Origin of the sequence: Kineosporia corallincola (assembly GCF_018499875.1) — a bacterium.
GTDB classification, from domain to species: Bacteria; Actinomycetota; Actinomycetes; order Actinomycetales; family Kineosporiaceae; genus Kineosporia; species Kineosporia corallincola.
The window spans coordinates 680,286-705,229 of the sequence record NZ_JAHBAY010000001.1 but is presented as its reverse complement, the minus strand read 5'-3'; the positions used below and the strand labels follow the sequence as shown (position 1 = coordinate 705,229).

Annotated in this window: 25 protein-coding genes; 5 read left to right on the top strand and 20 right to left on the bottom strand. The window is 71.9% G+C overall.

All coding sequences use genetic code 11. The annotated features are described in order from the left end of the window. Positions 1-21: 21 nt before the first annotated feature. Complete coding sequence (locus KIH74_RS03215) at positions 22-1,380, bottom strand: NUDIX domain-containing protein (protein WP_214154182.1); 1,359 nt, start codon at positions 1,378-1,380, stop codon at positions 22-24. Between the two features lie 117 nt (positions 1,381-1,497). Here KIH74_RS03215 and KIH74_RS03210 point away from each other — a divergent pair, with 117 nt between their 5' ends. From KIH74_RS03210 to KIH74_RS03200, 3 genes are all read left to right on the top strand, one after another. After that, positions 1,498-2,031 carry an NUDIX hydrolase gene (locus KIH74_RS03210; RefSeq protein WP_214154181.1) on the top strand — a complete coding sequence of 178 codons (534 nt, stop codon included), beginning with the start codon at positions 1,498-1,500 and terminating at the stop codon, positions 2,029-2,031. Beyond that, positions 2,021-2,806, top strand: a complete 786-nt coding sequence (locus KIH74_RS03205; RefSeq protein WP_214154180.1) for a nucleotidyltransferase family protein — start codon at positions 2,021-2,023, stop codon at positions 2,804-2,806. Before KIH74_RS03210 ends, KIH74_RS03205 begins: the two co-directional genes overlap by 11 nt. 153 nt (positions 2,807-2,959) lie before the next feature. Next, on the top strand, positions 2,960-3,820 hold the full coding sequence (locus tag KIH74_RS03200; protein WP_214154179.1) for an NAD-dependent epimerase/dehydratase family protein: 861 nt from the start codon (positions 2,960-2,962) through the stop codon (positions 3,818-3,820). A gap of 63 nt (positions 3,821-3,883) precedes the next feature. Here the strand turns inward: KIH74_RS03200 and guaA are convergent, their stop codons facing one another. From guaA to KIH74_RS39445, 12 genes are all read right to left on the bottom strand, one after another. Then, positions 3,884-5,488 (bottom strand): glutamine-hydrolyzing GMP synthase, encoded by a 1,605-nt coding sequence (gene guaA / locus KIH74_RS03195; protein ID WP_214154441.1) that lies wholly within the window; start codon positions 5,486-5,488, stop codon positions 3,884-3,886. Positions 5,489-5,566: 78 nt separating this feature from the next. Next, the gene (locus tag KIH74_RS03190; protein WP_214154178.1) at positions 5,567-5,977 is read right to left on the bottom strand and encodes a DUF3817 domain-containing protein; all 411 of its coding nucleotides are present in this window, start codon (positions 5,975-5,977) and stop codon (positions 5,567-5,569) included. Between the two features lie 59 nt (positions 5,978-6,036). Next, positions 6,037-6,906: an SURF1 family protein gene (locus tag KIH74_RS03185; RefSeq protein ID WP_214154177.1), complete on the bottom strand. Its 870-nt coding sequence runs from the start codon at positions 6,904-6,906 to the stop codon at positions 6,037-6,039. A gap of 170 nt (positions 6,907-7,076) precedes the next feature. Then, positions 7,077-7,451: a hypothetical protein gene (locus KIH74_RS03180; protein WP_214154176.1), complete on the bottom strand. Its 375-nt coding sequence runs from the start codon at positions 7,449-7,451 to the stop codon at positions 7,077-7,079. A gap of 106 nt (positions 7,452-7,557) precedes the next feature. Next, positions 7,558-8,883 carry a DUF2786 domain-containing protein gene (locus KIH74_RS03175; RefSeq protein WP_214154175.1) on the bottom strand — a complete coding sequence of 442 codons (1,326 nt, stop codon included), beginning with the start codon at positions 8,881-8,883 and terminating at the stop codon, positions 7,558-7,560. A gap of 88 nt (positions 8,884-8,971) precedes the next feature. Continuing rightward, positions 8,972-9,733, bottom strand: coding sequence for a DUF1365 family protein (locus KIH74_RS03170; protein ID WP_214154174.1), 762 nt, complete (start codon positions 9,731-9,733; stop codon positions 8,972-8,974). Between the two features lie 127 nt (positions 9,734-9,860). Then, positions 9,861-10,982, bottom strand: coding sequence for a GuaB3 family IMP dehydrogenase-related protein (locus KIH74_RS03165; protein WP_214154173.1), 1,122 nt, complete (start codon positions 10,980-10,982; stop codon positions 9,861-9,863). A gap of 70 nt (positions 10,983-11,052) precedes the next feature. Further along, entirely contained in the window at positions 11,053-12,525 is a 1,473-nt protein-coding gene (gene guaB / locus KIH74_RS03160) for an IMP dehydrogenase (RefSeq protein ID WP_214154440.1), read from the bottom strand. 165 nt (positions 12,526-12,690) lie between these two features. After that, positions 12,691-13,800 carry a hypothetical protein gene (locus KIH74_RS03155; RefSeq protein WP_214154172.1) on the bottom strand — a complete coding sequence of 370 codons (1,110 nt, stop codon included), beginning with the start codon at positions 13,798-13,800 and terminating at the stop codon, positions 12,691-12,693. Then, positions 13,797-14,378: an RNA polymerase sigma factor ShbA gene (gene shbA / locus KIH74_RS03150; protein ID WP_214154171.1), complete on the bottom strand. Its 582-nt coding sequence runs from the start codon at positions 14,376-14,378 to the stop codon at positions 13,797-13,799. The genes KIH74_RS03155 and shbA overlap by 4 nt, the downstream gene beginning before the upstream one ends. Positions 14,379-14,442: 64 nt before the next feature. After that, complete coding sequence (locus KIH74_RS03145; protein WP_052530831.1) at positions 14,443-15,057, bottom strand: response regulator transcription factor; 615 nt, start codon at positions 15,055-15,057, stop codon at positions 14,443-14,445. A gap of 177 nt (positions 15,058-15,234) precedes the next feature. Continuing rightward, complete coding sequence (locus KIH74_RS39445) at positions 15,235-16,488, bottom strand: MerR family transcriptional regulator (protein ID WP_214154170.1); 1,254 nt, start codon at positions 16,486-16,488, stop codon at positions 15,235-15,237. A 419-nt stretch (positions 16,489-16,907) separates the two neighbouring features. Between KIH74_RS39445 and KIH74_RS03135 the strand changes: the two genes are divergently transcribed. Next, entirely contained in the window at positions 16,908-17,216 is a 309-nt protein-coding gene (locus KIH74_RS03135) for a WhiB family transcriptional regulator (protein ID WP_214154439.1), read from the top strand. A gap of 97 nt (positions 17,217-17,313) precedes the next feature. On the opposite strand, the gene groL is transcribed toward KIH74_RS03135, so the two are convergent. Both groL and groES read right to left on the bottom strand, forming a co-directional pair. Continuing rightward, entirely contained in the window at positions 17,314-18,933 is a 1,620-nt protein-coding gene (gene groL / locus KIH74_RS03130; protein WP_214154169.1) for a chaperonin GroEL, read from the bottom strand. A 124-nt stretch (positions 18,934-19,057) separates the two neighbouring features. Next, positions 19,058-19,357: a co-chaperone GroES gene (gene groES / locus KIH74_RS03125; RefSeq protein WP_052530828.1), complete on the bottom strand. Its 300-nt coding sequence runs from the start codon at positions 19,355-19,357 to the stop codon at positions 19,058-19,060. Between the two features lie 242 nt (positions 19,358-19,599). Between groES and KIH74_RS03120 the strand changes: the two genes are divergently transcribed. Further along, on the top strand, positions 19,600-20,796 hold the full coding sequence (locus tag KIH74_RS03120; protein WP_214154168.1) for a THUMP-like domain-containing protein: 1,197 nt from the start codon (positions 19,600-19,602) through the stop codon (positions 20,794-20,796). A gap of 43 nt (positions 20,797-20,839) precedes the next feature. Here the strand turns inward: KIH74_RS03120 and tsaD are convergent, their stop codons facing one another. Genes tsaD through KIH74_RS03095 form a run of 5 tightly spaced genes read right to left on the bottom strand, consistent with a single transcriptional unit; the run spans position 20,840 to position 24,867 of the window. Beyond that, positions 20,840-21,886 carry a tRNA (adenosine(37)-N6)-threonylcarbamoyltransferase complex transferase subunit TsaD gene (gene tsaD / locus KIH74_RS03115; RefSeq protein ID WP_214154167.1) on the bottom strand — a complete coding sequence of 349 codons (1,047 nt, stop codon included), beginning with the start codon at positions 21,884-21,886 and terminating at the stop codon, positions 20,840-20,842. Between the two features lie 9 nt (positions 21,887-21,895). After that, positions 21,896-22,366, bottom strand: a complete 471-nt coding sequence (gene rimI / locus KIH74_RS03110) for a ribosomal protein S18-alanine N-acetyltransferase (protein WP_214154166.1) — start codon at positions 22,364-22,366, stop codon at positions 21,896-21,898. After that, positions 22,363-23,040, bottom strand: a complete 678-nt coding sequence (gene tsaB / locus KIH74_RS03105) for a tRNA (adenosine(37)-N6)-threonylcarbamoyltransferase complex dimerization subunit type 1 TsaB (RefSeq protein ID WP_214154165.1) — start codon at positions 23,038-23,040, stop codon at positions 22,363-22,365. Before tsaB ends, rimI begins: the two co-directional genes overlap by 4 nt. Before the next feature lie 25 nt (positions 23,041-23,065). Beyond that, entirely contained in the window at positions 23,066-23,614 is a 549-nt protein-coding gene (tsaE, locus tag KIH74_RS03100) for a tRNA (adenosine(37)-N6)-threonylcarbamoyltransferase complex ATPase subunit type 1 TsaE (protein WP_308113543.1), read from the bottom strand. Next, positions 23,611-24,867: an alpha/beta fold hydrolase gene (locus KIH74_RS03095; protein ID WP_214154164.1), complete on the bottom strand. Its 1,257-nt coding sequence runs from the start codon at positions 24,865-24,867 to the stop codon at positions 23,611-23,613. The genes tsaE and KIH74_RS03095 overlap by 4 nt, the downstream gene beginning before the upstream one ends. Between the last annotated feature and the right edge of the window lie 77 nt (positions 24,868-24,944).

Sequence of the window (24,944 nt, the reverse complement as noted above, 5' to 3'; positions counted from 1 at the left end):
ACGATCACGGGCAGGGCCGGGTCAGACACCTGGGTCACCCACGTTCCCCTCGGCGTCCCGGCGCATCATCTCGTCACCACGGGCGTCCGCCGCCGCGTCGATCAGCGCCTCGCCGGGCGTCCCGGCGCGGTGCGCCCGCCAGGCCGCCAGCGCGTCGTGGGCGGTGGGCACGGCACCGGCCGCGTCCAGCCCGTCGACCGGCAGCCAGGCCGCCGCCTCGGTCGAGCCGTCCACCTCGATCACCTGCGGCTCCTGATCCACCGGCACCGACCCGGCGTAGATCAGGCGCACCGCGTGGAAGTCCTCCAGCCGCCCGAGGTGCGGCGAGCGGCCGACGAAGTGCCGGCTGGAGATGTCGATCAGCGGCCCGGCCGTGTAGGGCAGGCCGGCCTCCTCGTGGATCTCGCGGCGCAGGGCCAGACGCGGGTGCTCGCCGTGGTCGATGCCGCCGCCGGGCAGGGTCCAGGTGCTCTCGCTGCCGGACAGCAGGCTGAGCAGCATCCGTGGGCCGTCCGGGTGCTTCTCGTCGATCAGCACCGCGTAGGCGGCCGGGCGCTGCACGAACACCGGCACCTCCGGCCCGGTGCCGGCCGCCGCTTCCGGCAGGGCCGCCACCGCGGCCAGGTCCATCGGAGGGTCGAGCAGATCGGGGCCGCCGCTGACGACCGGGGCGGCGGTGCGCGAGGCCGGGAGCTCCTCGTCGTCCTCAAGGTTCTGCTGCACCGCGACCAGGGCACCGGCCAGGAACGGCGGCAGGTGCAGCCGGGCCAGCTCCTCGCCGGCCATGAACCGGCCGACGAACTGCGCCACCGGGCGCTGCGCCCGGTCGTCGCCGGGCAGCACCACGGCGATCGGGGCGGCCACGTCCGGGCCGTCACCGGGGACCGGCAGCACCGCGGGGTCCTCCCCCGGCAGCCGGTCCGGCTGAGCCGGGTCGGGGTGGTGCGCGAGCGCCTCGGTGTCCGGCATCTCCGGGTGGTCCGGGCCCCCGATGCCGGAGGGCCGGCCGTGCAGGGTCACGTCGAAGAGCAGGCGCAGGGTGTGCACGCTCACCCCGTACTCGGGCAGCTCGACCACGTCGGCGCCGGCGTCCCGCGGGGTGATCGTGGCGGCGCGCAGACCGGTCTGCTCCAGCAGCCCGGCCCGCACCCGGTCGCGCGGGTGCTCGCCGTGGCGCACCACACCGCCCGGCAGCGACCAGCGTCCCCGGGGGTCGCGACCGCCCGGCACGCGCAGCACCAGCACCCCGCCGGAACCGTCGCTGACCACGCCGTACGCGGTGGTGCGCTGAATCGGGCGCAGCTCCTGCGCCGCGGGCGGCACGGACGGCTGCTGCTGCGGGGTCTGCGCTGGGGGCGGCACGGAATCTGCTGACGGCACCTCATGACGCTACCGTCCGGACCGGGGATTTGTTGGACAGTTGTCTCGCGATCGGGCCGTGACCTCTGCCGCCCCACCCGAATCACCCGGAACGGGCATCTGCCCTATCCTGCGGAGATGCCCGGCCGTCAGGTACTGCGCCGTCCCTATGCGATGGCTCTGAGTCTCTATCGCCACCTGCCCCGATTCCTGCGTCTGTGGATCATCCGCCGGGTCGCCCCGGGGCACACCGTCGGGGCCCTGGCCCTGATCGAGCACGACGGCTCGTTACTCGTGCTGAAGCAGCGGCACAGACGTGGCTGGACCTTTCCGGGCGGCCTGCTGAACCGCGGTGAGGACGCCGCCACCGCGGTGGTGCGCGAGGTGGCCGAGGAGACCGGCCTGCGGGTCGAGGTCGGCCAGCCGTTCTCCACCGTGGTCGAGCCCGGCTCACGGCGGGTGGACGTGCTCTTCTGGGTGCGCGTGGACGAGCGGTTCCCGGTCCGGACCGCCGGTGAGGAGGCTCTGGAGTCCGGCTGGGTTCCGACCGCCGAGCTGATCGAGCCCGGTGCCACCGACGACCCCACCCGCACCGCCGTGGGCGAGCTCCTGCGTTTCCACCGGGACACCGCGGACGCCGGCGCACACCGGGGACGCCTTCTTGGCGCCTGAGCCGGCCGGCATCGTTCTCGCGGCCGGCGCCGGCAGCCGCCTGCGACCGCTCACCGACCTGCGGCCCAAACCGCTGTGCCCGGTCGGCGGCCTGCCGCTGGTCGACCACGCCCTGACCCGGCTGGCCCCGCTCACCGGCGACGGCCCCGCCCACCTGGCCGTCAACGCCCACCACCACGCCGACGCGATCCGGGCTCACTGTGAGAGCAGGGTCACGGTCGCGGTGGAGACCGGCGACGAGGCGCTCGGCACGGCGGGCGGGGTGGCCAACCTGCTGCCCTGGCTCGACGGCCGCGACGCCCTGGTGACGAACGCCGACCAGTACCTGCCCGGCGGCCTGGCCGGTTTCACCGACGGCTGGGACGGCGAGCGCTGCCGGCTGCTGTGCCGGCCCGACCCGGCCAAGAACGACTTCGGCCGGGGGCTGCGCTATGTCGGCGCCTGTCTGCTGCCCTGGCAGCTGATCCGGCACCTGGAGCCCGAGCCGACCGGCCTCTACGAGGTGCTCTGGCGGCGTGAGCTGGAGGGCGGCCGGCTCGACCTGGTCGTGCTGCCGGAGAGCGCGGTCGCGATCGACTGCGGCACACCGGCCGACTACCTGGCGGCGAACCTGCACGCGTCCGGGGGTCGCAGCGTGATCGGCGAGGGGGCGCAGGTGCTCGGCACGGTGAACTCCTCGGTGGTCTGGGACGGCGCCTACGTGGCGCCCGGCGAGGTGCTGGAGCGGCAGATCCGGGCCGGCTCGCGCGAACGGAGCGTGACGGTCGCGGGGTGAACAGGCGCGACGGTGTGCCCTTTTCCGAGGGTCCGTCGTCCTCTGTTCAGGCCGGATGCGAGGCCTCCCGACGCGCGGCAGTTACTCGCAGGCGTCATCCGGACACGTATTCGGGGGATGCCAACCTCGGCGGGCACGGCTACTGTCGCCACGGTGACCACCCTCGCGGCCTCCTCGCAGTCACCGGTGCTGATCACCGGCGCCGCGGGCACCATCGGCCGGATGGTGCGCCCGCGGCTGGCGTCCCTGGGCTGGGAGCTGCACTCGCTCGACCGGGACCCGGACGGCGACCCCGACATCAGCTCCATCGACGTGCTCGACGCGGACGCCCTCGACGCGGCGACGGTGGGGTGCGGCTCGGTGATCCACCTGGCCGGCATCCCGCACGAGGCGCCGCTCGCGCAGATCCTCGAGACGAACGTGCAGGGCACGCAGACCGTGCTCGACGCCGCGCTGCGCCGGGGCATCCGCCGGGTGGTGCTGGCCAGCAGCTGCCACGCGATGGGTTTCTGGGAGCGCACGGCGGGCGGCAGCGACCTCGGCATCGACATCCGGCCCCGGCCGGACAGTTTCTACGGTGTGGCCAAGGTGGCGCTGGAGGCGCTCGGCCAGCTCTACGCCGACCGGTTCGGCCTGGAGGTGGTGTCGTTGCGCATCGGTGCCTGCAAGGACCGGCCGGCCAACCGTCGCGAGCTGTCCACCTGGCTGAGTCCCGGTGACGCGGCCCGGCTGATGGACGCCAGCCTGCGCGGCCCGGTGCGCGGCCACGTGATCGCGCACGGCGTCTCGGCCAACACCCGGGGCTGGTGGGACCTTTCCACCGCACGGGCGATGGGCTACGTGCCGCAAGACGACTCCGAGGCGTTCGCCGACGAGATCCCGCCGGAGACCAGCCGCCGTTCGCGCACCGGTGAGCAGCCGCCGCCCGCCCCCGAGCGGGTCGGCGGGCCGTTCACCTCGATGCCGCTGGGCGGTCTCGCCCGCTCCTTCTCCCCCACGCCGGGCGAGTTCTGACCCCTCCATTGAAGACGGCGGTGAGCTCTTCACGAGCTCACCGCCGTCTTTCGGTTGTAGGTGCTACTCCCACTCGATGGTGCCCGGGGGCTTGCTGGTCACGTCGAGCGTGACCCGGTTCACCTCGGCCACCTCGTTGGTGATGCGCGTGGAGATCTTGGCCAGCAGCTCGTACGGCAGGCGGGTCCAGTCGGCCGTCATGGCGTCTTCCGACGAGACCGGGCGCAGCACGATCGGGTGGCCGTAGGTGCGGCCGTCGCCCTGCACGCCCACCGAGCGCACGTCGGCCAGCAGCACCACGGGGCACTGCCAGATCTCGCGGTCCAGCCCGGCCGCGGTGAGCTCGGCGCGCACGATCGCGTCGGCCTGGCGCAGCGTGTCGAGCCGGTCCTTGGTGACCTCGCCGATGATCCGGATGCCCAGGCCGGGGCCCGGGAAGGGCTGGCGCTGAACGATTTCCTCGGGCAGGCCGAGCTGCGCGCCGACCGCGCGGACCTCGTCCTTGAACAGCGTGCGCAGCGGCTCGACCAGCTCGAACTGGAGGTCGTCGGGCAGCCCGCCGACGTTGTGGTGGCTCTTGATGTTGGCGGTGCCGGTGCCCCCGCCGGACTCCACCACGTCGGGGTAGAGCGTGCCCTGCACGAGGAACTTCACGTCCTCGCCGTCGCTCTCCTGCGCCTCCTCGACCACCGCGCGGGCGGCGTCTTCGAAGACCCGGATGAACTCCCGGCCGATGATCTTGCGCTTCTCCTCGGGGTCGGTGACCCCGGCCAGCGCGGTGAGGAAGCGCTCCTGCGCGTCGACGACCTTGAGCTTCACCCCGGTGGCGGCGACGAAGTCCTGCTCGACCTGCTCGGCCTCGCCCTGCCGGAGCAGGCCGTGGTCGACGAACACACAGGTCAGCTGGTCTCCGACCGCCCGCTGCACGAGCGCCGCGGCAACCGCGGAGTCGACGCCGCCGGACAGCGCGCAGATCACCTTGCCGTCGCCGATCTGCGCCTTGATGCGGGCGACCTGCTCCTCGATGACGTTGCCCGTGGTCCAGTCGCCGGGCAGGCTCGCACCGGAGTAGAGGAAGTTCGTCAGCACCTTCTGGCCGAAGGTGGAGTGCTTGACCTCGGGGTGCCACTGCACGCCGTAGAAGTTGCGCGTCTTGTCTTCGAACGCCGCCACCGGGGCGCCGGACGACTCGGCCAGCACGCTGAACCCGGGCGGGGCGGTGTGCACGGCGTCGCCGTGGCTCATCCACACCGACTGGTCGGCCGGGGTGCCGTGCAGCAGCGTGGACTCGTCGGTGGTGGTGACCTTGGTGCCGCCGTACTCGCGCAGTCCGGTGTGGGCCACCTCGCCGCCGAGCGCCAGGGCCATGGCCTGGAAGCCATAGCAGATGCCGAGCACCGGCACGCCGGCCTCGAACAGGGCCGGGTCGACCTGCGGCGCGCCTTCTTCGTACACGCTGCTGGGGCCGCCGGACAGCACGATCGCCGCGGGCTGTTTGGCCAGCATGTCGGAGACCGGCATGCTCGAGGGCACGATCTCCGAGTAGACGCTGGCCTCTCGCACGCGACGGGCGATCAGCTGGGCGTACTGGGCGCCGAAGTCGACGACCAGGACCGGGCGGTGGTCGGTCGCGGACCCGTCGTTCGGCTCGCGGGTGACCTCGGCCACCGGGTCTGCGGGGAGCGGGGTGGGCGAGTCAGTCGACTCGGCAGGGGGTTGACTCACCTGAAACAGCCTAGGGCAGATTCAGGACCTGGCCTTCACGGCCTTCTTCTCCACCACCGCGCCGATCATCGGCTGCACACGGCGTGTCACCCAGCGCTCCGCCACGAACGACATCACCGGAATGGTCCCGGCCAGCACCACCAGGACGGTGCCGCCCAGGGGCAGCCGGGTGCGCATCCACAGGTCGATCGCCACGATCACGTAGATCAGGTACAGCCAGCCGTGCACCATCGGGATCAGGTGCCCGGAGCCGGGGACGATCGCGCTCATGCCCTCGTTCGAGAACCAGGACTCGCCGGTGTCCCGCATCTGGAAGCCCTGGAGCACGATGTGCAGGGTCAGCAGCAGGAGGAACACACCGGTGGCGTAGGCCAGGATGCGGTAGCGCAGCAGCGCGTTCTGAAGAGCCTTCGCACGGGGGCCGCCGGCCATGGGTCTTCGCCCTCTTTCTCTATGGTTGGCTGGTTTTCGTCGTTCCAGGTCTCGCGGACCTAGGTCTCGCGGACGCCGACCACGGCACCCCGGGTCGCTCCCGCGTCGCCGGTCACGCTCTCGTCCGCGGCGTCGTCGTCCTCGGCGTCTTCCCCGTCAGCGTCGTCCTCGTCCTCGTCGTGACGCCGCAGCAGACCGCGGTGGTCGTCGCGGACCAGGCGGAACCAGAACAGCAGCGCGATCACGGCGAACGCCCACCACTGGATGGCGTAGGACAGGTTGCCCCAGTCCAGGGCACCGTCCGAGGTCGGCGGGGGCACCTGCGCGGGCGCGTTCTGCGACGCCGGCGACTCGCCGTCCAGCACCACGAAACCGGTGATCATCGGCTGCGGCCAGAGCGCCGCGAGCTGGGCCACGGCCACCCGGTCGATCTGTCCGTCCGGCAGTCCGGAGGTCTCGCCCGGCGCCCGCGAGGCCGGGGCCTCACCGGGTTCGAGCAGCCCGGTGACCGTCACCTCGGTGTCGTCGGACGGAGCGGCCGCCGCCGCGTCGCCGGCCGAGGGCACCCAGCCGCGGACCACCGGCACGGTGGTGCCGTCGGCGGTGATCAACGGGGTGAGCACCCAGAGCCCGGACCGGCCGTCGAGCTCGCGATCGGCCACCAGCAGCTGGTTTTCGGCGTCCCAGTGCCCGGTGGCGGTGATCTTCTTGTTCAGCGCCGTCTTCGGGAAGGTCTCGCTGGCCCGGATCACCTCGGCGAGCGGCGTGGTGGTGGACGAACGCTGTGCCTGCTCGGCCTGTTCGGCTGACTCACCGTGCGACCGGGCACGCTCCAGTTGCCACTCGCCGAGCTTGGCCATCGCCGAAGCAGCGAGCAGCATCACCACCAGGAGCGCCAGCCATCGCGGCTTCAGCGCGGTACGCAGCACCCGGCAACGGTAACGCGAGATGGCCACGGCCCTGGCAGCTGGGGTCACCCTTCGCCTGCCGTGATCATGTGCTCCGCATCCGGCGAGCCCGTGAGCCCCGGCCGCACCGCCTGTTTCCGGCCATCGAGCCGGACCCGGTCATCGAGCCGGGCCCGGTCATCGAGCCCGGCTCAGTCATCGAGCCGGGCCAGCACGTCCGCGTCCCAGGTCAGAGTGGCGGACGGTCCGGCGAGGCTGACCCCGCCGTCGCTCCAGGTGACGATGACCTCTTCCGGGGCGGCGTCGAAGGGATCGCCCTGCACGTAGCGGCGGCCGTCGTTCTCGCCCTCGTGCCGCACCTGCACCTCACTGCGCCCCGGCACCAGCAGGAGGTCGGGATAGCGCACCCGCTCCACGCACAGCCCGTCCTGGCAGGACGTCTGCCTCACCTGAGGGAACAGCACCAGGCTGTCGCCGATCAGCCAGCGACTGCCGAGCACGAGGAGCACAGTGCCGATCACGGCGGGGACGACCACGCGGATCGGGGCGACGACGGTTCTGGTCATGCGCCCACGCTATGGAGTTGTCTGCCCGGATTCGTCCGCCCGGCGTCGGATCACCCGCCCCGGCCCGTGCGACCTTCGGATGAGAGTGCTCAGGGCCTGAGAGTGCTCAGGGCCTCACCGCCGACGACGCGTTCAGCGTGGCCTGGTCGGCGGCGCCCCGGCCGCTGGCCCACCCCATCTGGTCGCCCACCCGGATGCTGCGGCCCCGGGTGACGCTGGGGAACAGCTCCGCGAATCGTTCCTCCACGTCGTGCTGCCGACTGGCCAGGACCGGCAGCAGCCGGTCGTCGCCGAGCTCGGTGCGCGCGGCCTCGGTCTGCTCGTGCGTGATGGTGGCCAGTCGCTCGCCGATGCGCAGGGCGTAGGCGGCCAGGAACGACTGCCGGAACGTCTTGCTGCGCGCCCGGCCCCCGGCCTGCTCGATCCGCCCGGCCCGGGTCATCGCCGTGGTGGCCTGCACCAGCAGGGAGGTGAACAGCGCCTCGACCGCGTCCAGGTCGGCCCCGAAACCGATCACCGTGCAGAACCCGATGTTCTTGGTCCACACCGAACGGCACCGGTTGGCCGAGGCGACAGCATTCAGCAGAACAGTTTTCGACTGTTCGTAGGGCGGGTCGATCCACACCCGGCGGGTGGCCGGGCGCTCGCCACCGGTACCGCCGTCATCCCTGCCCGAGGCCCGCACCATCGCCATGTCGATGCTGTGCCGGGCCATGCGCTCCTGGGCGCCCGCGGTGAACGCCTCCGCCTCGGCCTCCGACGAGGTGGCCTCGGCCTTGGCCAGCAGGGCGCGGATGCGGCTCAGCACCCGCTCGTCGACGTGCCGCGGCGGCCCCGTCACCGGTTCAGCCGTCTCACCGGGCGCCGGGCGGTACTCCCCCGGCGGCGGGCCGATCCGTTCCAGGCCCGGCAGCACCAGCAGAAAAGCCACCAGCTCCAGCAGTTGCGGCGCGAAGTCCACCCAGCCGTCACGGTGCAGGCGCGCCTGCACCACCGTGCTGTCCGCGGGCCACCAGGGCACCACCTCGAACTCGGCCAGCTGCTCGCGCCAGCGCGGATCCACCGTCACCGTGGCATACCCGGTCAGTTGCCCGGTGACGGCCTCGGCGGCCAGCACCCCGCTGCCGGGCCCCAGCCTGCGCGCCGCGTAACGCACCACGTCGGCCGGTTCCCACCCCCGGGACCAGGCCTGCTCGATGGCGAACGGCAGCCGCACGGCGAGTTCCCGCGCCACGAAGGCCCGCCAGCCCCCCAGATCAGGACGCTCCACCAGGGCGGTCGACACCGGTTCGAGGGCCGTCCGGTCACCCGCAGCCAGCGCCGACATGGCCGCCTGCATCAGCACTTCGAGCATCTGCGCCGGTGCGACGTCGGCGTTCGTGATGCCCGGCGGCAGCCGGACCCCGGCCCGCCTGCGATCTCTGCTCCCCATGCCGACACCCTAGGTCCGCAACTCCCCCCACCCGCCCGGACCACCGGCCCCTGTGGAGAAACCCCTCATTCCACAGGACATCCCCGGCTCACCGCCGGGCCTGAGCCACCCGGGGCAGCAGCCGGAGCTCCCGGGCCCGCGCCCTGAGGCCGTGCCACCGGCCGCGGAGCGCGGCCAGGCACGAAGTCGTCACCAGCCCCGGGAAGAGCCGCACGATCGTCCTCGTGTTCACCGGATACCCGCGCCCCACCATCGAAGTCGCGAGCGGGACCTGCCCGGCCCGGTGCAGCGTGAGGGTGAGATCGAGCGGTCCCCGCAGATCGGGCCAGGAAGTCACCGTGCAGCAGGCGCTTTCGTCACGGTCCCACCCGGGATCCTCGACATGAGCCAGGTGACAGTATTTTTCGCCGGACCCGGCGGATGCGCCGGACGCCTCCGGCAGCTCGGCCACCACACAGACCAGGTCGCCTGACCGATCGTGGCACCAGTACACCGACGGCAGGCCGGTCCCCCGCCCGAACACGCGGACCGGACTCAGCATCCGCACCCGCCCGCCGTCCAGGTCGATTCCCCGGCCGCTCAGGTAGTGCTCCAGCCCGGCCCGCGGCACCGGGCCGCCGAGATGGTCGGACGGCCGGAAACCGGCCAGGAACCCCGGAATCCGGGGCAGGTCGTCCAGATCGACCGACCAGAGATGGGCCCGCCGGCGCAGGCCCGGCGCCGACACCACGCACCGGTACACGGCCGGCCCGCCGTGCCGGTCGATCACCCCGTTGGGCCCGCGCAGGTGTCGTGCTCTCACCACGGGGCGGCCCCCGGCGACGGGCAGCCGCACGGGCGCGGGCGACATGCCATGACGGCCACGGATCAGTCCTTCCCGGCGCGACCAGGATCAGGTGCGCACCGGGTCCAGCTTGCCCGACGACGATGTGAACGGCATGTCCCCACCGCCGCCGGGCCCTCCGGCGGAAGGAGGATCAGCTGGGCTGGTACGGGGAGACCACGACCTCGACCCGCTGGAACTCCTTGAGGTCGGAGTAGCCGGTGGTGGCCATCGACCGGCGCAGCGCGCCCACCAGGTTGGTGGTGCCGTCGGCCACCCGGCCCGGACCGTAGAGGATCTCCTCCAGGGTGCCGACCGTGCCGACCTGGGCCCGGGTGCCGCGCGGCACCGACGGGTGGTGGGCCTCGGGACCCCAGTGGTAGCCACGGCCCGGGGCGTCGGAGGCCCGGGCCAGCGCCGCACCCAGCATGACCGCGTCGGCACCGCAGGCGATGGCCTTCACGATCTCACCGGAACGGCCCATCCCGCCGTCGGCGATGACGTGCACGTAGCGGCCGCCGGACTCGTCCATGTAGTCGCGCCGGGCCGCCGCCACGTCGGCCACCGCGGTGGCCATCGGGGCGTGAATGCCGAGCGTGTCGCGGGTGGTGTGGGTGGCGCCGCCACCGAAACCGACGAGCACGCCGGCGGCACCGGTCCGCATCAGGTGCAGGGCCGCCGTGTAGGTGGCGCAGCCACCCACGACGACCGGCACGTCGAGCTCGTAGATGAAGCGCTTGAGGTTGAGCGGCTCGGCCCGGCCGGACACGTGCTCGGCGGAGACCGTGGTGCCGCGGATGACGAACAGGTCGACCCCGGCGTCCACGACCGTCTTCCAGAACTCCTGGGTGCGCTGGGGGGTGAGCGCCGCCGCGACCGTGACACCGCCCTCGCGGATCTCGCGGATCCGCTCGACGATCAGCTCCGGCTTGATCTCCTCGGCGTACAGCTCCTGCATGCGCCGGGTGGCGACGGCGGGCTCCAGGCCGGCGATCTCGGCCAGCAGCGGTGCCGGGTCTTCGTAGCGGGTCCACAGGCCCTCGAGGTCGAGAACCCCCAGGCCGCCGTGGTTGCCCATGGCCACCGCGGTGGCCGGGGACATCACGGAGTCCATCGGAGCCGCGACGATCGGCAGCTCGAACCGGTAGGCGTCGATCTGCCAGTGCGTCGACACCTCTTCGGGGTCGCGCGTCCGCCGGCTGGGGACGATCGCGACATCGTCGAACGTGTAGGCGCGCCGGCCCCGCTTGCCCCGGCCGATCTCGATCTCAGTCACAAACGCCAGGTTACAGATCAGGGACGACGAAGGGCGCGCGGGCTCTTCGTCGTCCCTGATTCGAAGATCGTCAGCGGCTGCTGTAGTTGGGCGCCTCGACCGTCATCTGGATGTCGTGCGGGTGGCTCTCCTTGAGCCCGGCCGACGTGATCCGGACGAACTGCCCCTTGGACTTCAGCTCGGGCACGGTGGCCGCGCCGACGTAGAACATCGACTGCCGCAGACCACCGATGAGCTGGTAGGCGACGGCACCGAGCGGACCTCGGTAGGGCACCTGGCCCTCGATGCCCTCGGGCACGAACTTGTCGTCGGAGACGTCGCCCTGGAAGTAGCGGTCCTTGGAGTAGGACTTGGCCTTGCCCCGGGACTGCGCGGCGCCCAGCGAGCCCATGCCGCGGTACGACTTGAACTGCTTGCCGTTGATGAAGACCAGGTCGCCCGGGCTCTCCTCGCAACCGGCCAGCAGCGAGCCGAGCATCACCGTGTCGGCGCCGGCCACGATGGCCTTGGCGATGTCGCCGGAGTACTGGAGCCCGCCGTCACCGATCACCGGAACGCCGGCGGCCTTGCACGCCTGTGCGGCCCCCATGATCGCGGTGACCTGCGGCACGCCGACACCGGCCACGACCCGGGTGGTGCAGATGGAACCCGGCCCGACACCGACCTTCACGCCGTCGGCACCGGCGTCGATCAGGGCCTGGGCCCCGGCCCGGGTGGCCACGTTGCCGCCGATGATGTCGACGTGCGCCGCGGCGCTGTCTTTCTTCAGCCGGGCGATCATGTCGGCCACACCGTGCGAGTGACCGTGGGCGGTGTCGACGATCAGCACGTCCACCCCGGCCTCGATCAGCGCCATGCCGCGCTTCCAGGCGTCGTCGAAGAAGCCGATCGCCGCGCCGACCCGCAGACGACCCGCGTCGTCCTTGGTGGCGAGCGGGAACTGCTCCCTCTTGGTGTAGTCCTTCACCGTGATCAGGCCCGCGAGCCGACCGGAACCGTCGACCAGGGGCAGCTTCTCGATCTTGTTCTTCGAGAGCAGCGCCATCGCGTCGTCGGGGCTGATCCCGACCGGGCCGGTGATCAGCGGCATCCGGGTCATCACGTCGCCCACCCGGCGGCCCGGGTCGGACTCGAACCGCATGTCGCGGTTGGTGATGATGCCGACGAGCTTGCCGGCGTCGTCGACCACCGGCAGGCCGGACACCCGGTAGCGGCCGCACATCGCGTCCACCTCGCCGAGCGTGGCGTCCTGCGTGGTGGTGACCGGGTGGGTGACCATGCCGGCCTCGGACCGCTTGACCAGGTCGACCTGCTGGGCCTGGTCCTCGATCGAGAGGTTGCGGTGGAGCACGCCGAGGCCGCCCTGGCGGGCCATCGCGATCGCCATCCGGGCCTCGGTGACGGTGTCCATGGCAGCGGACATCAGCGGGATCGCGACCTCGACCCGGCGGCTCACCTTCGAGCGGGTGTCGGCCGAGCTGGGGATCACGTCGCTCTCACCCGGCAGGAGCAGGACGTCGTCGTAGGTGAGTCCGAGCGGCATCGCCGGGATCTCGTCGTTGGGGTTCACGCTCACCAGAAAAGCCTTCCGCGTCGCGGTTCGTCAGCGGGGTTCACGAACGGCGAAAGACTCTGGCGCTCGTCGTCGTCCGTGCACTCATGCTAGTCACGATCGGAGGGTGCTCTTGACACGCGTCCCGACGACAACTCATTCGCCCGAGGCGGAGTCGGCCGGGCTGGCCTGTGACGAGGCCGCCGTGGAGCCGGTGCTGGTGGTCTGGTCGGGCGTGGAGACCGTGCTGGTGCCGGTGTCGGCCGGGATGCTCGTGGTCGTGCTCGTGGTCGGCCCGGTGCTGACGGTGTGGTCCGGCGTGGTGGTGCTGTCCGGTGCCGTGGTGGCGCCGCCGTCGGTGCTGGTGACCGGCGTGGACGGGTTGTCGGTGGCGGTGCTGCTGGCCGGGACGCCGGTGGCGGGCACGTCGCTGGTCGGGCCGTCGCCCGGGGTGCTCGTGGCGAGCACCGGCGTGGCGTCGGGATCGGCCGGGTCGGTGACCGGGAGCGCGTCGGCCAGGATCTGCGCCTGGGTGATCAGGTCGCCCGTCTTGTCGTCGGGCAGGTCGGCCAGCATCTCCTGGGCCTTCGCCAGGTGCTGGCGGGCGGAGTCCGGGTCGGACCGCATCAGGCTCTGCGCGAGCTCGAGCTCTTTCTGCGCGTCTTTCAGGTGCTGACCGGAGGAATCGACGCCGGGCAGCTTGGCGACCACCTTGCCGACGCTGTTGATCGGCGCCATCGGGTCGCCGGTCACGGCCGCGCTCAGGCCGCCGCCCAGCACCACCATGACCGCGATCGACGCGGCTGCCACGGGGGCGGAGATCTTGGATGCCGCCACCTGCCACCGCTTGCTGCGGGCCGCGGTGATCGGGACGGCGGCGGCCACACCGGGGGTCTCCTCGGCGGCCGCCACGGGTTTCTCCTGCGCCTTGGCCCCGGCGGCGTCCGGGTCCGAGGTGAGGTCGATGAGCTCCTCACCGGCGGCCGGAACCTCGCCGGCGGCGGGCACCGTGGGGCCGTCGAGGTAGAGCGGACGGCCCGCCAGCACCTCGACCAGGCGCGCGGTGGCGGAGTCGGCCCCGGCCTCGACGTCGATCTCGGTGAGCAGCGAGCTCAGGGCGAAGGCCGTGGGGTCGAGCAGGTCGTCGTCGGTGGCCCGGCGGGCGGCCAGCCGGTCGAGCAGCGCATCGGTGGCGGCCAGCTCGGAGAGGTCGGCCGTGGGCGGCTCGCCGGCGTCGTCCTTCGGGGGCGGGGGCGTCGTACTCATGCCGTCTCCGTCGCGGGAACGTCGATCATGCTCCGTAGGCGTTGCATCGCACGGTGCTGGGCCACCCGGACCGCCCCCGCGGTCATCCCCAGCGCCCGGCCGGTCTCCTCCGCCGACATGCCCACCGCCACGCGCAGAACGAGCAGCTCGCGCAGTTGGTCGGGCAGACGGGCGAGGAGCTCACGGACCTGTTGCGCGTCACCGGCCCGCTCGGCCAGTTCCTCCGGGCCGGCGGCGGTCTCCGGGGTCTCCGGGACCTCCGCCACCGGGACGGCAGCGCGGTAGAAGGCACGCTGGGCATCAGCAACCTTGTTCGCCGCGATCCGGTACACGAACGCCTCGAACGGGCGTCCCTCGTCCCGGTAACGACTCAGGGCTGACAGCACAGCGATGCAAACCTCCTGCGCAACATCGTCCGCCGTGTGCTCTCCCCCGGGCATGCGGGAGAGCCTGGCCCGGCAGTAACGCCGGACCATGCGATGAACGAGTTTGAGCAATCGTTCGGTGGCCGCGTCGTCACCCTGGACGGCGCGGGACGACAGCTCCTGGAAGTCCTCTGTGTCGTCCGGTTGAGACATCGCGGCAGGAGGCCTCGGCGTTACACCTACGGCACTCTTCTTGCCGCCCCGGACGGCCATTACTTCACCGTATCAGGCCCCAGCGGAACCCCACCGCAACCGCCTGGGCGCGATCGGCCGCGCCCATCTTGCGAAAAAGCCTGCGGGCATGGGTCTTCACCGTGTCCTCGGAGAGGTACAGCTCCTTGCCGATCTCGGCATTGCTGCGACCACGGCTCATTCCGGTGAGCACCTGCATCTCACGCTCGGTGAGGGGCGGGGCGGAGACATTCGCGTCGTTGCTGCGCGGGGCCGGGACCGTTCGCCGGGCCAGACCGTCGCTCAGGGCGTAGACCACCGTTGCCGCCACCTCCTCCCGCGAAGCGTCCTTGACCAAGTAGCCGCGGGCACCCCCGGCCACCGACCGAGCCACGCCGTCGGCGTCCTCAGCCATGGTCACCATAACCACGATCGCCTCCGGATGGCGGGACAGCAGTCGACGCGCCGCCTCCACCCCGCCGATCCCGGGCATCCGGACGTCCATCAGCACCAGCGACGGTCTCTCGACCGGCCATCGTGCCAGCGCCTCTTCACCCGAGGACGCGTCCACGACGCGGGTGATGCCGGGAACGGAGGACAGTGCCCTGTGCAAGGTCTCTCTGACCAGGGCAGAGTCATCGCACACCAGAACCGTCGCCACAGATACACCTCACGAAGCCTTGGCATCCCCCATCCATGGAAGATGTCCCTGGTCCAAGGTTTCGACACCGGCATCGGGGACTTGAGCCCGGGTGGCTCACCGGTCGCCGGCGGGATGCCACCCGGGTGCGTGTTGCGGCTCCCCGAACCCACAACCGGGGGACGACGAGGAGCGCGCTCAGGCGTTCAGGGCGCGCAGAACCTCGTCGATCGCCTCGAGCAGCGACCCGGCCGTGCGGGCGCTGGCCGGGATCGTGTCGGGCCGCCAGCCGGGCCCGGCCAGGACCACGGTGGGTGCGGGCCGCTGACGGCGCAGCACCTGCGCGTCACCGGCGTCGGCACCGGGCATGCGGGCGAAGAGCACGATGACCGACGGGCCGGTGCGGCGCACCGACGACGCCAGGGCGTGCGGCGGCAGGCCGGAACCCAGCATGCGAGTGGGCACCTCGTGCTCGGCCAGGGCGGCGGCGAGCGCGTGCAGCGGCATCGAGTGATAGTCCGAGTCGGCACAGGCGAGCAGCACCATCGGCGAGTTGCGGGTGATCCGCACGTTCATCGCGATGTTGCGGAACACCCCGAGGATCACCTCGGAGAAGGCGTGCTCGACGTCGATGCCCTCACCGGAGATGCGCACCCGCTCGCCGAGCGCGCGCAGCACCGGCATGATCATCGTGTTCCAGGTCGGCACCACGCCCTGCCGGCGCACGCTCTCCCGCAGGATGCGGCTGGTCTCGTAGGAGTCCAGCGCCATCGCGGCACGGGCCAGGCCACGGCTCTGCGGCGTGCCGTCGGGCAGCGCCATGATGCGGCCGCCGCCGGAGGAGGTGCTCAGATCGGTCTCGACCGAGCGGAGCATGCCCGGCCAGTCGTCGTCCTGCTGGCGGCCGAAGTCGTCGTAGGCGTCGAGGTCGAGGTCGTCCGGATGCGGTTCCTCGCCCCGGGAGATGCGGCCGCGCGCCGACCAGGCGGTCGGCTCATGGCGCCCGTAGGCACCGGCCAGCTCCACCTCGTCCAGGTTCGTGTCTGCCGGGCGCGTGGGCTTTTTCGCCTCGGGGTCGAGGTCGACCTCGTCGAGGTAACGGGGCTCGTCGCTGATGAACGGCCGTGGCGACGGGTCCGGGCGGCGCGGGTTCTCCAGCACGCCGCCGAGCGGCGGGCCGAAACCGGAGGCGTCGTAACTGTCGTCCGGAGAGGGCTCCTCGGCCGGCTGGACCGGGCGGCCCTCGTCGGTCAGGGCGGTGGCGAGCGCGATCTTGGCGGCGTCGCTGGGCGCCACGCCCTCCAGCGTGAGCCGGCGCATGACCATCAGCCGGGCCACGTCGGCCGGCGAGTAGCGCCGGTGGGCGCCCGCGGTGTGAGCGGAGGGGCCGAGGCCGTAACGGCGGTCCCAGGTACGCAACGTCGGAGGAGCGACACCGAGACGCCTGGCCACGGCTGCCACTGTCAAAGTCGGCGAGGGCGGCGTCGAACTCGCCTCCGTCAACTCGATCGGACCTTCGACGGGCTCTTCAGCTCCGGTCCCGGCCTGCCGAGACGTTTCTGACACTTCACCCGCCCCCTGGCACTAGAGAAACAGACACTAACCCACAACGCCCCCTCGTGCCGCCCGAGTCGAACCAGCGGTGAAACGATGCTACTTGAACAACCGCCGAAGCGTTGTGACTGCTATGGCAACCGCTTCAAAGGTAGTTCACCTTCGCTTCAAGCGCGCCTCGAACCGGCCGATACGCCTAGATGTGCCAGTGCTACCGGCAACCGGCCGGGCACTCGGTGAAGTCCACCTGAACGCGTGACCACGAGGCCCCTCGAAGCCGAGAGGTCAGCACTTCTAATCGGAATGGTGTGTCCATGATGGCTGAGATCTCTCGTCTTCCCGGGCCCGTTGCCGACCTGTGGGAATGGCAGCTCGACGGGGCCTGCCGCACCGCGGATCCGCGGGTCTTCTTCCACCCCGAGGGCGAGCGTGGCCCGGCCCGTCGCCAGCGCGACGTCGCGGCCAAGTCGGTCTGCGCCCGCTGCCCCGTGATGGAGCAGTGCCGCGAGCACGCCCTCCAGGTGCGTGAGCCCTACGGTGTGTGGGGCGGCCTGACCGAGGACGAACGGGAGACCTTCTACCTCACCGGACGCGAGCCCGAACTGGCCGACAGCTTCGCCAGCTGAAACACCCGGGCGCAGAGCGAGAGGCCCGGCCCCTTCACAGGGGCCGGGCCTCGGTGCCGTCCGGTCGGTCTCCGGTCAGGAACTGATCAGTGGCTGATCAGTGACCGTGGCCGTGGCCGTGACCGGCCGCGGGCTCCTCGACCGGCTCCGGCTTGTCGACGACCAGGGTGTCGGTGGTGAGCACCATCGACGCGATGGAGGCGGCGTTGCGCAGGGCCGAGCGGGTGACCTTGACCGGGTCGATGATGCCCTTGGCGATCAGGTCGCCGTACTCCTGGGCGGCGGCGTCGAAGCCGGTACCGACCCCACCGTTGCGCACCTTGTCGACCACGACGTAGCCCTCGAGGCCGGCGTTCTCGGCGATCCAGCGCAGCGGCTCGGCGGCCGAGCGCTTCACGATGGCGACACCGGTCGCCTCGTCGCCGGTCAGGCCGAGGCTGTCGTCGAGCACCGAGACGGCGTGGACCAGGGCCGAGCCACCGCCGGAGACGATGCCCTCCTCGATCGCGGCGCGGGTGGCCGAGACGGCGTCCTCGATCCGGTGCTTCTTCTCCTTGAGCTCCACCTCGGTGTGCGCACCGACGCGGATGACGCAGACGCCGCCGGCCAGCTTGGCCAGGCGCTCCTGGAGCTTCTCCCGGTCCCAGTCCGAGTCGGTGCGCTCGATCTCGGCGCGGATCTGCGCGATCCGGCCCTCGACCTCGTCACGCTCGCCGGCACCCTCGATGATCGTCGTGTCGTCCTTGGTGATGACGACGCGACGGGCGCGGCCCAGCTCCTCCAGGCCGACCTGGTCCAGCTTCAGGCCGATCTCCGGGCTGACCACCTGGCCACCGGTGAGGGTGGCGATGTCCTGGAGCGTGGCCTTGCGGCGGTCGCCGAAGCCCGGGGCCTTCACCGCGGCGGCGGCGAACGTGCCCTTGATCTTGTTCACGACCAGCGTGGACAGAGCCTCGCCGTCGACGTCCTCGGCGATGATCGCCAGCGGCTTGCCGGTCTGGACGACCTTCTCCAGCAGCGGCAGCAGCTCGGAGATGGAGGAGATCTTGTTCTGGTGGATCAGGATGTAGGCGTCCTCCAGGACAGCCTCCATCCGCTCCGGGTCGGTGACGAAGTAGGGCGACAGGTAACCCTTGTCGAACTGCATGCCCTCGGTGAAGTCCAGCTCGGTCCCGGCCGAGGAGGACTCCTCGACCGTGATCACGCCGTCCTTGCCGACCTTGTCGAACGCGTCGGCGATCAGCGTGCCGACCACCGAGTCCTGCGCCGAGATGGTGGCGACGTGGGCGATCTCTTCCTTGCCCTCGATCTCGCGGGCGGTCTCGAGCAGCTTGGTGCTGACCGCGTCCACCGCGGCGTCGATGCCCCGCTTCAGGCCGGACGGGGCGGCGCCGGCGGCGACGTTCCGCAGACCCTCCTTCACCAGGGCCTGGGCCAGCACGGTCGCGGTGGTGGTGCCGTCACCCGCGACGTCGTTGGTCTTGGTCGCGACCTCCTTGGCGAGCTGGGCGCCCAGGTTCTCGTAGGGGTCGTCCAGCTCCACCTCCTTGGCGATGGTCACGCCGTCGTTGGTGATGGTGGGCGCGCCCCACTTCTTGTCGATGACGACGTTGCGACCGCGCGGGCCGAGCGTCACCTTGACGGCGTTGGCGAGCGCGTCGACGCCCCGCTCCAGCGAGCGCCGGGCGTCGTCGTTGAACTCCAGAGTCTTTGCCATGCGACTGTCAGTCCCTTGGACGAAGGTGTGCTTTTGGGTACTAGAACGGCACACGCCCCGGCCGCCACGAGGGCAGACCGGGGCGGGTACGCGAAACCGGGCCCGTCAGAAGCGGGCCCTCAGATCACTTCTCGATGATCGCGAGCACGTCACGGGCCGAGAGGATGAGGAACTCCTCGCCCGAGTACTTGACCTCGGTGCCGCCGTACTTGCTGTAGAGCACCGTGTCGCCGACCTTGACGTCGAGCGGAATCCGCTTCTCGCCCTCGTCGTCGAAACGGCCGGGGCCGACCGCCAGGACCTCGCCCTCCTGGGGCTTCTCCTTGGCGGTGTCCGGGATGACCAGGCCAGAGGCCGTCGTCTGCTCCGCGTCCAGCGGCTTGACGACAATCCGGTCCTCGAGCGGCTTGATGGAGACCGACACTTTGCGGACCTCCCCTTCTCGGAACGTCGATGAATGTGCAAAGGACTGTGGTCCCAGCCGGACATCGATCGTCGTCGCGGGTGCCGATCGGGGCCCTGCTGAGGGGGTGGTGCTGGCAATCTCACGAGGAGAGTGCCAGGCTCGAATCTAGAACCCTGGTTAGCACTCGGTCAACCCGAGTGCCAAAGTCCGCAGATCGAGCGGCGCGCGGCCGGGTGCCGCGGCCGTGAAAGAATCCGCTGGTGGATCTGACCGGCATAGCGACGCTGCTGACCTCCGACGGATGGGCCCTGCTGGAGTCGCTGCCCACGTACGACGAATCCACCGCGATGACGCTCGGCGAGCAGTTGCGGCGTGACGGGCACCCGAGCGACCTGGTCGCCGCGGCTCTCACCCAGTCCCGGCTGAGAGCCGCCGCCAGAGCCAAGTTCGGGCCGTTCGCCGAGGGCATGCTGTTCACGCCCACCGGCCTGGAACAGGCCACCCGGCTGCCGGTCGCGGCCCGGCACGCGCAGCGTTTCGCCGCCGCCGGGGTGCAGCGGGTCGGCGACCTGGGGTGCGGCATCGGGGCCGACTCGATGGCCCTGGCCACTCTCGACCGGGAGGTCGTGGCGGTGGAGAAGGACGAGGTCACCGCGGCCGTCGCCACGGTCAACCTGCGGCACTGGCCGGAGGCCGTGGTGCGGCACGAAGACGCGATGACCACCCGCATCGACGGGCTCGACGGCGCGTTCCTCGACCCGGCCCGGCGTGAGGCCTCGGGCCGGCGGCTGCTCGACCCGCGCACCGGCAACCCGCCGCTGTCGTTCGTGCGCGAGCTGGCCGGGCGGCTGCCCGCGGTCGGCATGAAGACCGCCCCCGGGGTGCCGCACCACATGGTCCCCGACGACACCGAGGCGCAGTGGGTCTCGGTCGACGGCGACGTGGTCGAGTGCGGGCTGTGGTTCGGCACGGTGCGCCGCGAGGGCATCCGGCGCAGCGCGCTGGTGCTCGACTCCTCCGGCGGCGGGGCCGAGATCAACGACAGCTCGATGGCCGACACCGTGCCCGCCGAGGTGGGCCGGGTGGGCCAGTTCCTCTACGAGCCGGACGGCGCGGTGATCCGGGCCGGCCTGGTGGCCGCCGTGGCCAACCAGATCGGCGGCCGGCTGGTCGACCCGACCATCGCCTACATCACCTCCGACCGCATCGAACACACGCCGCTGGCCCGGGTTTACGCCGTCGACGACGTGTTCGGCTTCCAGCTCAAGTCGCTGCGTACCTACCTGCGTGACCGCGGCGTCGGCCGGCTCACCATCAAGAAGCGCGGCACGGCGGTCGAGCCCGAGCAGCTGCGCAAGCAGTTGCGGCTCGCCGGGCCGCACGAGGCCACGATCGTGCTCACCCGGGTGACCGGGCGGCAGTCGGTGATCGTGGTGCGCCCCTACAAGCAGAACTGAAAGACGACGAGGAGCGCGGCCGCAGCTCCTCGTCGTCTTCAATTCAGGCTTGTACCAGGGTGATCGGCATCGAGCTGTCGGCTGGCAGCGTGAGGTCGGACGGCACCCGGCCGGTCTGCACCATGCGGGCACCGAGCGCGGCCACCATCGCACCGTTGTCGGTGCACAGCTTGGGTCGCGGCACGCGCAGCGTGATGCCCGCCTTCTCGCACCGATCCTGTGCCATCGCCCGAAGCCGCGAGTTGGCCGCCACGCCGCCGCCGATCAGCAGGTGCTCCACGCCGTTCTCCTGGCAGGCCAGCACCGCCTTGCGGGTCAGCACGTCCACCACGGCCTCCTGGAACGACGCCGACACGTCGTTCACCGGCACCCTCTCGCCGTTCGCCTCGCGCTGCTCCACCCAGCGGGCCACCGCGGTCTTCAGCCCGGAGAAGGAGAAGTCGAAGCGGTGGTCGCGCATGTCGTGGGCGGCGGACAGGCCGCGCGGGAAGCGGATCGAGGCCGCGTCACCCTCGCGGGCGGCCCTGTCGATCAGCGGGCCGCCGGGGAACCCGAGGCCGAGCAGCCGGGCGACCTTGTCGAAGGCCTCGCCCGCGGCGTCGTCGATGGTGCGGCCCAGCGGCTGCACGTCGTAGCTGACGTCGGGCACGTACAGCAGCGAGGAGTGCCCGCCGGAGACCAGCATGGCCACGGCCGGCTCGGGCAGCGGGCCGTGCTCCAGGATGTCGACGGCGACGTGCGCGGCCAGATGGTTCACGCCGTACAGCGGTTTGCCCAGGGCCAGCGCCAGCGCCTTGGCCGCGGCCACACCCACCATCAGCGCGCCGGACAGGCCCGGCCCGGAGGTGACGGCGATCGCCTCCAGGTCGTTCAGGGTGACGCCGGCGTCGGCACAGGCCCGCCGCAGCGTGGGCACCATCGCCTCGAGATGGGCGCGGCTGGCGACCTCGGGCACCACACCGCCGAACCGGGCGTGTTCCTCGACCGACGAGGCCACCGCATCGGCCAGCAGCGTGCCGCCGCGGACGATACCGACCCCGGTCTCGTCGCAGGAGGTCTCCAGCCCGAGCACCAGTGGTTCATCGCTCACGGTCTCAGCCTATTCACTCGTCAGGGGGCGCAGTCGCATGACCCAGGCGTCGACGTCGCCGGGGTAGTACCGGCGGCGGATCGCGATCCGCTCGAAGCCCCGGCTGCCGTACAGCCCGATCGCCGGTTCGTTGTCGGCCCGCACCTCCAGCAGCAGGCTGGTGGCACGGCGCTCGTGGGCGGCCCCGATCAGCGCGTCGAGCAGCCGGCGGCCCACCCCCTGGCCCTGCGCCGCGGGAGCCACGGCCACGGTCTGCACGTCGGCCTCCGGGCCGGGCGCCAGCAGACCGGCGTAGCCAAGGACCGTCGCGGGCCCCTCGTCGTCCACCGTTTCCGCCACCAGGTAGTGCCGGGTCTCCGGATGGGCGAGCTCGGACCAGAACATCTCCTCGGTCCACGCCGTGCCGCCGAACAGCTCCCGTTCCAGCGGCATCAGGGCGGCCACGTCCCACCAGCGCATCGGCCGCAGCCGCAGGCTCACTTCAGAACGCGCTTCCGGCTGATGTTCGCCTCGGCGTCGGGGCGACGCAGGTACAGCGGCTCGGCGTCCACCACGAACCGCTGGTCGAGGTGGGCGAGGGTCGCGAGGGCCCCGGCCGGCGGATCGGGCGGGCCGTCGAGCGGCTCACCGAGCAGGTCGGGATAGAGCAGGGCGCCACGTCCGGCCACCCGCAGCCCGGCCAGGTCGAGGTCCGCCGGGGCCACCACGTCGGGCAGCTCCGCACGCACCGGCACCCGCCGGCCGCCGATCTCGGTGACCTCGTAGCGGGCCCAGTAGACCTCGCGCCGGCGGGCGTCCATGGCGGCCACGAAAGTGCCCTCGGCACCGGCGTTCACGGCTCCCAGGGCGACCGCGTCGAGGCTGCACACGCCGGTCACCTCCAGGTCGAGCGCGTAGCCCAGCACCCGGGCGGTGACCACGCCGACGCGCAGCCCGGTGAACGGGCCCGGCCCGACCCCGGCGACGATCCCGGTGAGATCGGCCCGGGTGGCCCCGGCCTCGGCGAGCACCGTCTCGATCAGCGGGGTGAGCTGCTCGGCGTGTTTCCCGGTGCGCTCGCCGGCGCGCTCGGCCAGCACCCGGTCGCCGTCGTGCACGGCGACCGAGACCGTGGCGGACGCGGTGTCCAGGGCCAGGGTGAGCAGGTCGGTCATCAGTCGTTCTCTCGGTCGGATCGGTTCAGAGGGAGGGCAGTTCGACACCGGCCCAGCGCGGGCCGTAGCCCCGCAGCCGGACGGTGCGCGGCTCGTCGCCCGAGGTCTCCGGGTCGTCGGGGCCGGACGCGCCGCGCGGGCGGGCCAGCCGGACCTCCAGCCGGTCGGCGGCCAGCCCCTCGACCAGCCCCTCGCCCCACTCCACCACGGTGACCGAGTCGGACAGGTCGGCGTCCAGGTCGAGATCGTCCACCTCGGACAGGGTCTCGAGCCGGTAGGCATCGACGTGCACCAGCGCCGGGCCGTCGACGAGCGACGGATGCACCCGGGCGATCACGAAGGTCGGGCTGGTGATGTCGCCGCGCACCCGCAGACCCTCGCCGATGCCCTGGGTCATCGTGGTCTTGCCCGCGCCCAGGTCGCCGGTGAGGACCAGCAGGTCACCCGGTCTGAGCAGGGCGGCGATCAGGCCGCCCAGGTCTCTCATCGCGGCCGCGGAGGGCACGTCGGACGTCACGGTCACGGCCGGCTCGTCGACCGATCCGGCGCGGTCGGCACGGTGCGCCCCACTCACCTGTGACTTCCTCCTCGTTCGTCTGCCCGCTCGGCACGGCGTGGTTCACGGCGTTGCTCTCGTACGGGGGTCACGGTACGGCGTCCCCACCCCCGGCGACGACCCGACCGCCGGTTACGCGCCGTCTCGTCCGCGTCGGAGAGCAGTTCCAGCAGGTAGGTGTTCACCAGCCGGGGGTGCTCCAGGGGCAGCAGGTGGCCCGCGTCGCGCACCACCACGTACTCGGCCCCGGGCAGCGCGGCGGCGATCTCGTCGCTGTGCGCCCGCGGGATCAGCAGGTCGTTCTCCCCCGCCATCACCAGCAGCGGATGATCTTCCAGCACGGCCAGGGCGACCCGCTTGTCGTGCGCGTTCAGGGTGGGCAGGAAGTCGGAGATCACCTCCATCCGGGTCTGCGCGATCAGCTGCGCGGAGAACCGCACCAGCTCGCGCGGCACCGGCGAGGCGAACGAGTAGCGGCGCACCAGAAGGCTTTCCAGCTCACTGCCGATGCGTCGGCCGTGCGCCACCAGCCTGGGCTGCCGGGCCAGGGCCCGGGCCGCCGCCGGGGCCACCGACACCAGGGCCCGGCCCAGACCGGACAGGCCGAGGTCGATCGCGCCCAGGCCACCCGCGCTGGTGCAGAACAGGCCGACGCCGACCACCCGCTCGGCGAACAGCTCGGGACGCCGGTCGGCCAGGGCCATCACGGTCATGCCGCCCATCGAGTGCCCGAGCAGCACCAGCGGACCCTGCGGGGCCACCTCGTCGATCACCGCGGACAGGTCCCGGCCGATCTGGTCGATCGTCGAGGAGCCCGGCTCGCCGGTGCCCGAGCTCCCGTGCCCGCGCTGGTCCCAGAGCACGAGCCGGTAGCGCCCGCGCAGCGCCAGGCGCTGGTAGTGCCAGGCGTCCAGGCTCAGCGAATAGCCGTGCGTGAGGACGACGGTGAGCTCCGGCCCGCCCGCCGCCGCGCCCGGATCGGCCTCGTCCACCTCGACGTGCAGGGGTACGCCGTCGCTCAGCACCACGCGCGGACTGCCGCGCAGCGAGCCGAGTTCCGGCCCGTCGTCCGGCCTGTCGTCCCGCCTGTCACCCGGCCTGTCCTGGTTGCCGGCCGTGAGGTTACGGGTCACGGCGAGGCGCTCGGCGGCCAGGCCGATCGCCGCTCCGATGCCGGTGGCGGCCAGTCCGACGCCGAACGCCAGCACGGTCTTGTCCGGGCGCCAGAGGCTGTCGCGCTCGCCGGAGGGGTCGGGGCGCACGATCGTCACCCGCTCCGGCACACGACTGCGGGGAACCCGGCCCGCTCGCGTCGTCCCCGCTCTGACCGCTCTGCCCGTCCCCCCTG

Excerpts from the sequence above, each read along its gene's own strand:
- KIH74_RS03210 (WP_214154181.1), top strand. The coding sequence starts at position 1,498 with ATGCCCGGCCGTCAGGTACTGCGCCGTCCCTATGCGATGGCTCTGAGT.
- groL (WP_214154169.1), bottom strand. The coding sequence starts at position 18,933 with ATGGCAAAGACTCTGGAGTTCAACGACGACGCCCGGCGCTCGCTGGAG.
- KIH74_RS03155 (WP_214154172.1), bottom strand. The coding sequence starts at position 13,800 with ATGAGTACGACGCCCCCGCCCCCGAAGGACGACGCCGGCGAGCCGCCC.
- KIH74_RS03190 (WP_214154178.1), bottom strand. The coding sequence starts at position 5,977 with ATGGCCGGCGGCCCCCGTGCGAAGGCTCTTCAGAACGCGCTGCTGCGC.
- tsaB (WP_214154165.1), bottom strand. The coding sequence starts at position 23,040 with ATGACCGACCTGCTCACCCTGGCCCTGGACACCGCGTCCGCCACGGTC.
- KIH74_RS03135 (WP_214154439.1), top strand. The coding sequence starts at position 16,908 with ATGGCTGAGATCTCTCGTCTTCCCGGGCCCGTTGCCGACCTGTGGGAA.
- shbA (WP_214154171.1), bottom strand. The coding sequence starts at position 14,378 with ATGTCTCAACCGGACGACACAGAGGACTTCCAGGAGCTGTCGTCCCGC.
- KIH74_RS03175 (WP_214154175.1), bottom strand. The coding sequence starts at position 8,883 with ATGGGGAGCAGAGATCGCAGGCGGGCCGGGGTCCGGCTGCCGCCGGGC.
- KIH74_RS03180 (WP_214154176.1), bottom strand. The coding sequence starts at position 7,451 with ATGACCAGAACCGTCGTCGCCCCGATCCGCGTGGTCGTCCCCGCCGTG.
- guaB (WP_214154440.1), bottom strand. The coding sequence starts at position 12,525 with ATGCCGCTCGGACTCACCTACGACGACGTCCTGCTCCTGCCGGGTGAG.
- KIH74_RS03170 (WP_214154174.1), bottom strand. The coding sequence starts at position 9,733 with ATGTCGCCCGCGCCCGTGCGGCTGCCCGTCGCCGGGGGCCGCCCCGTG.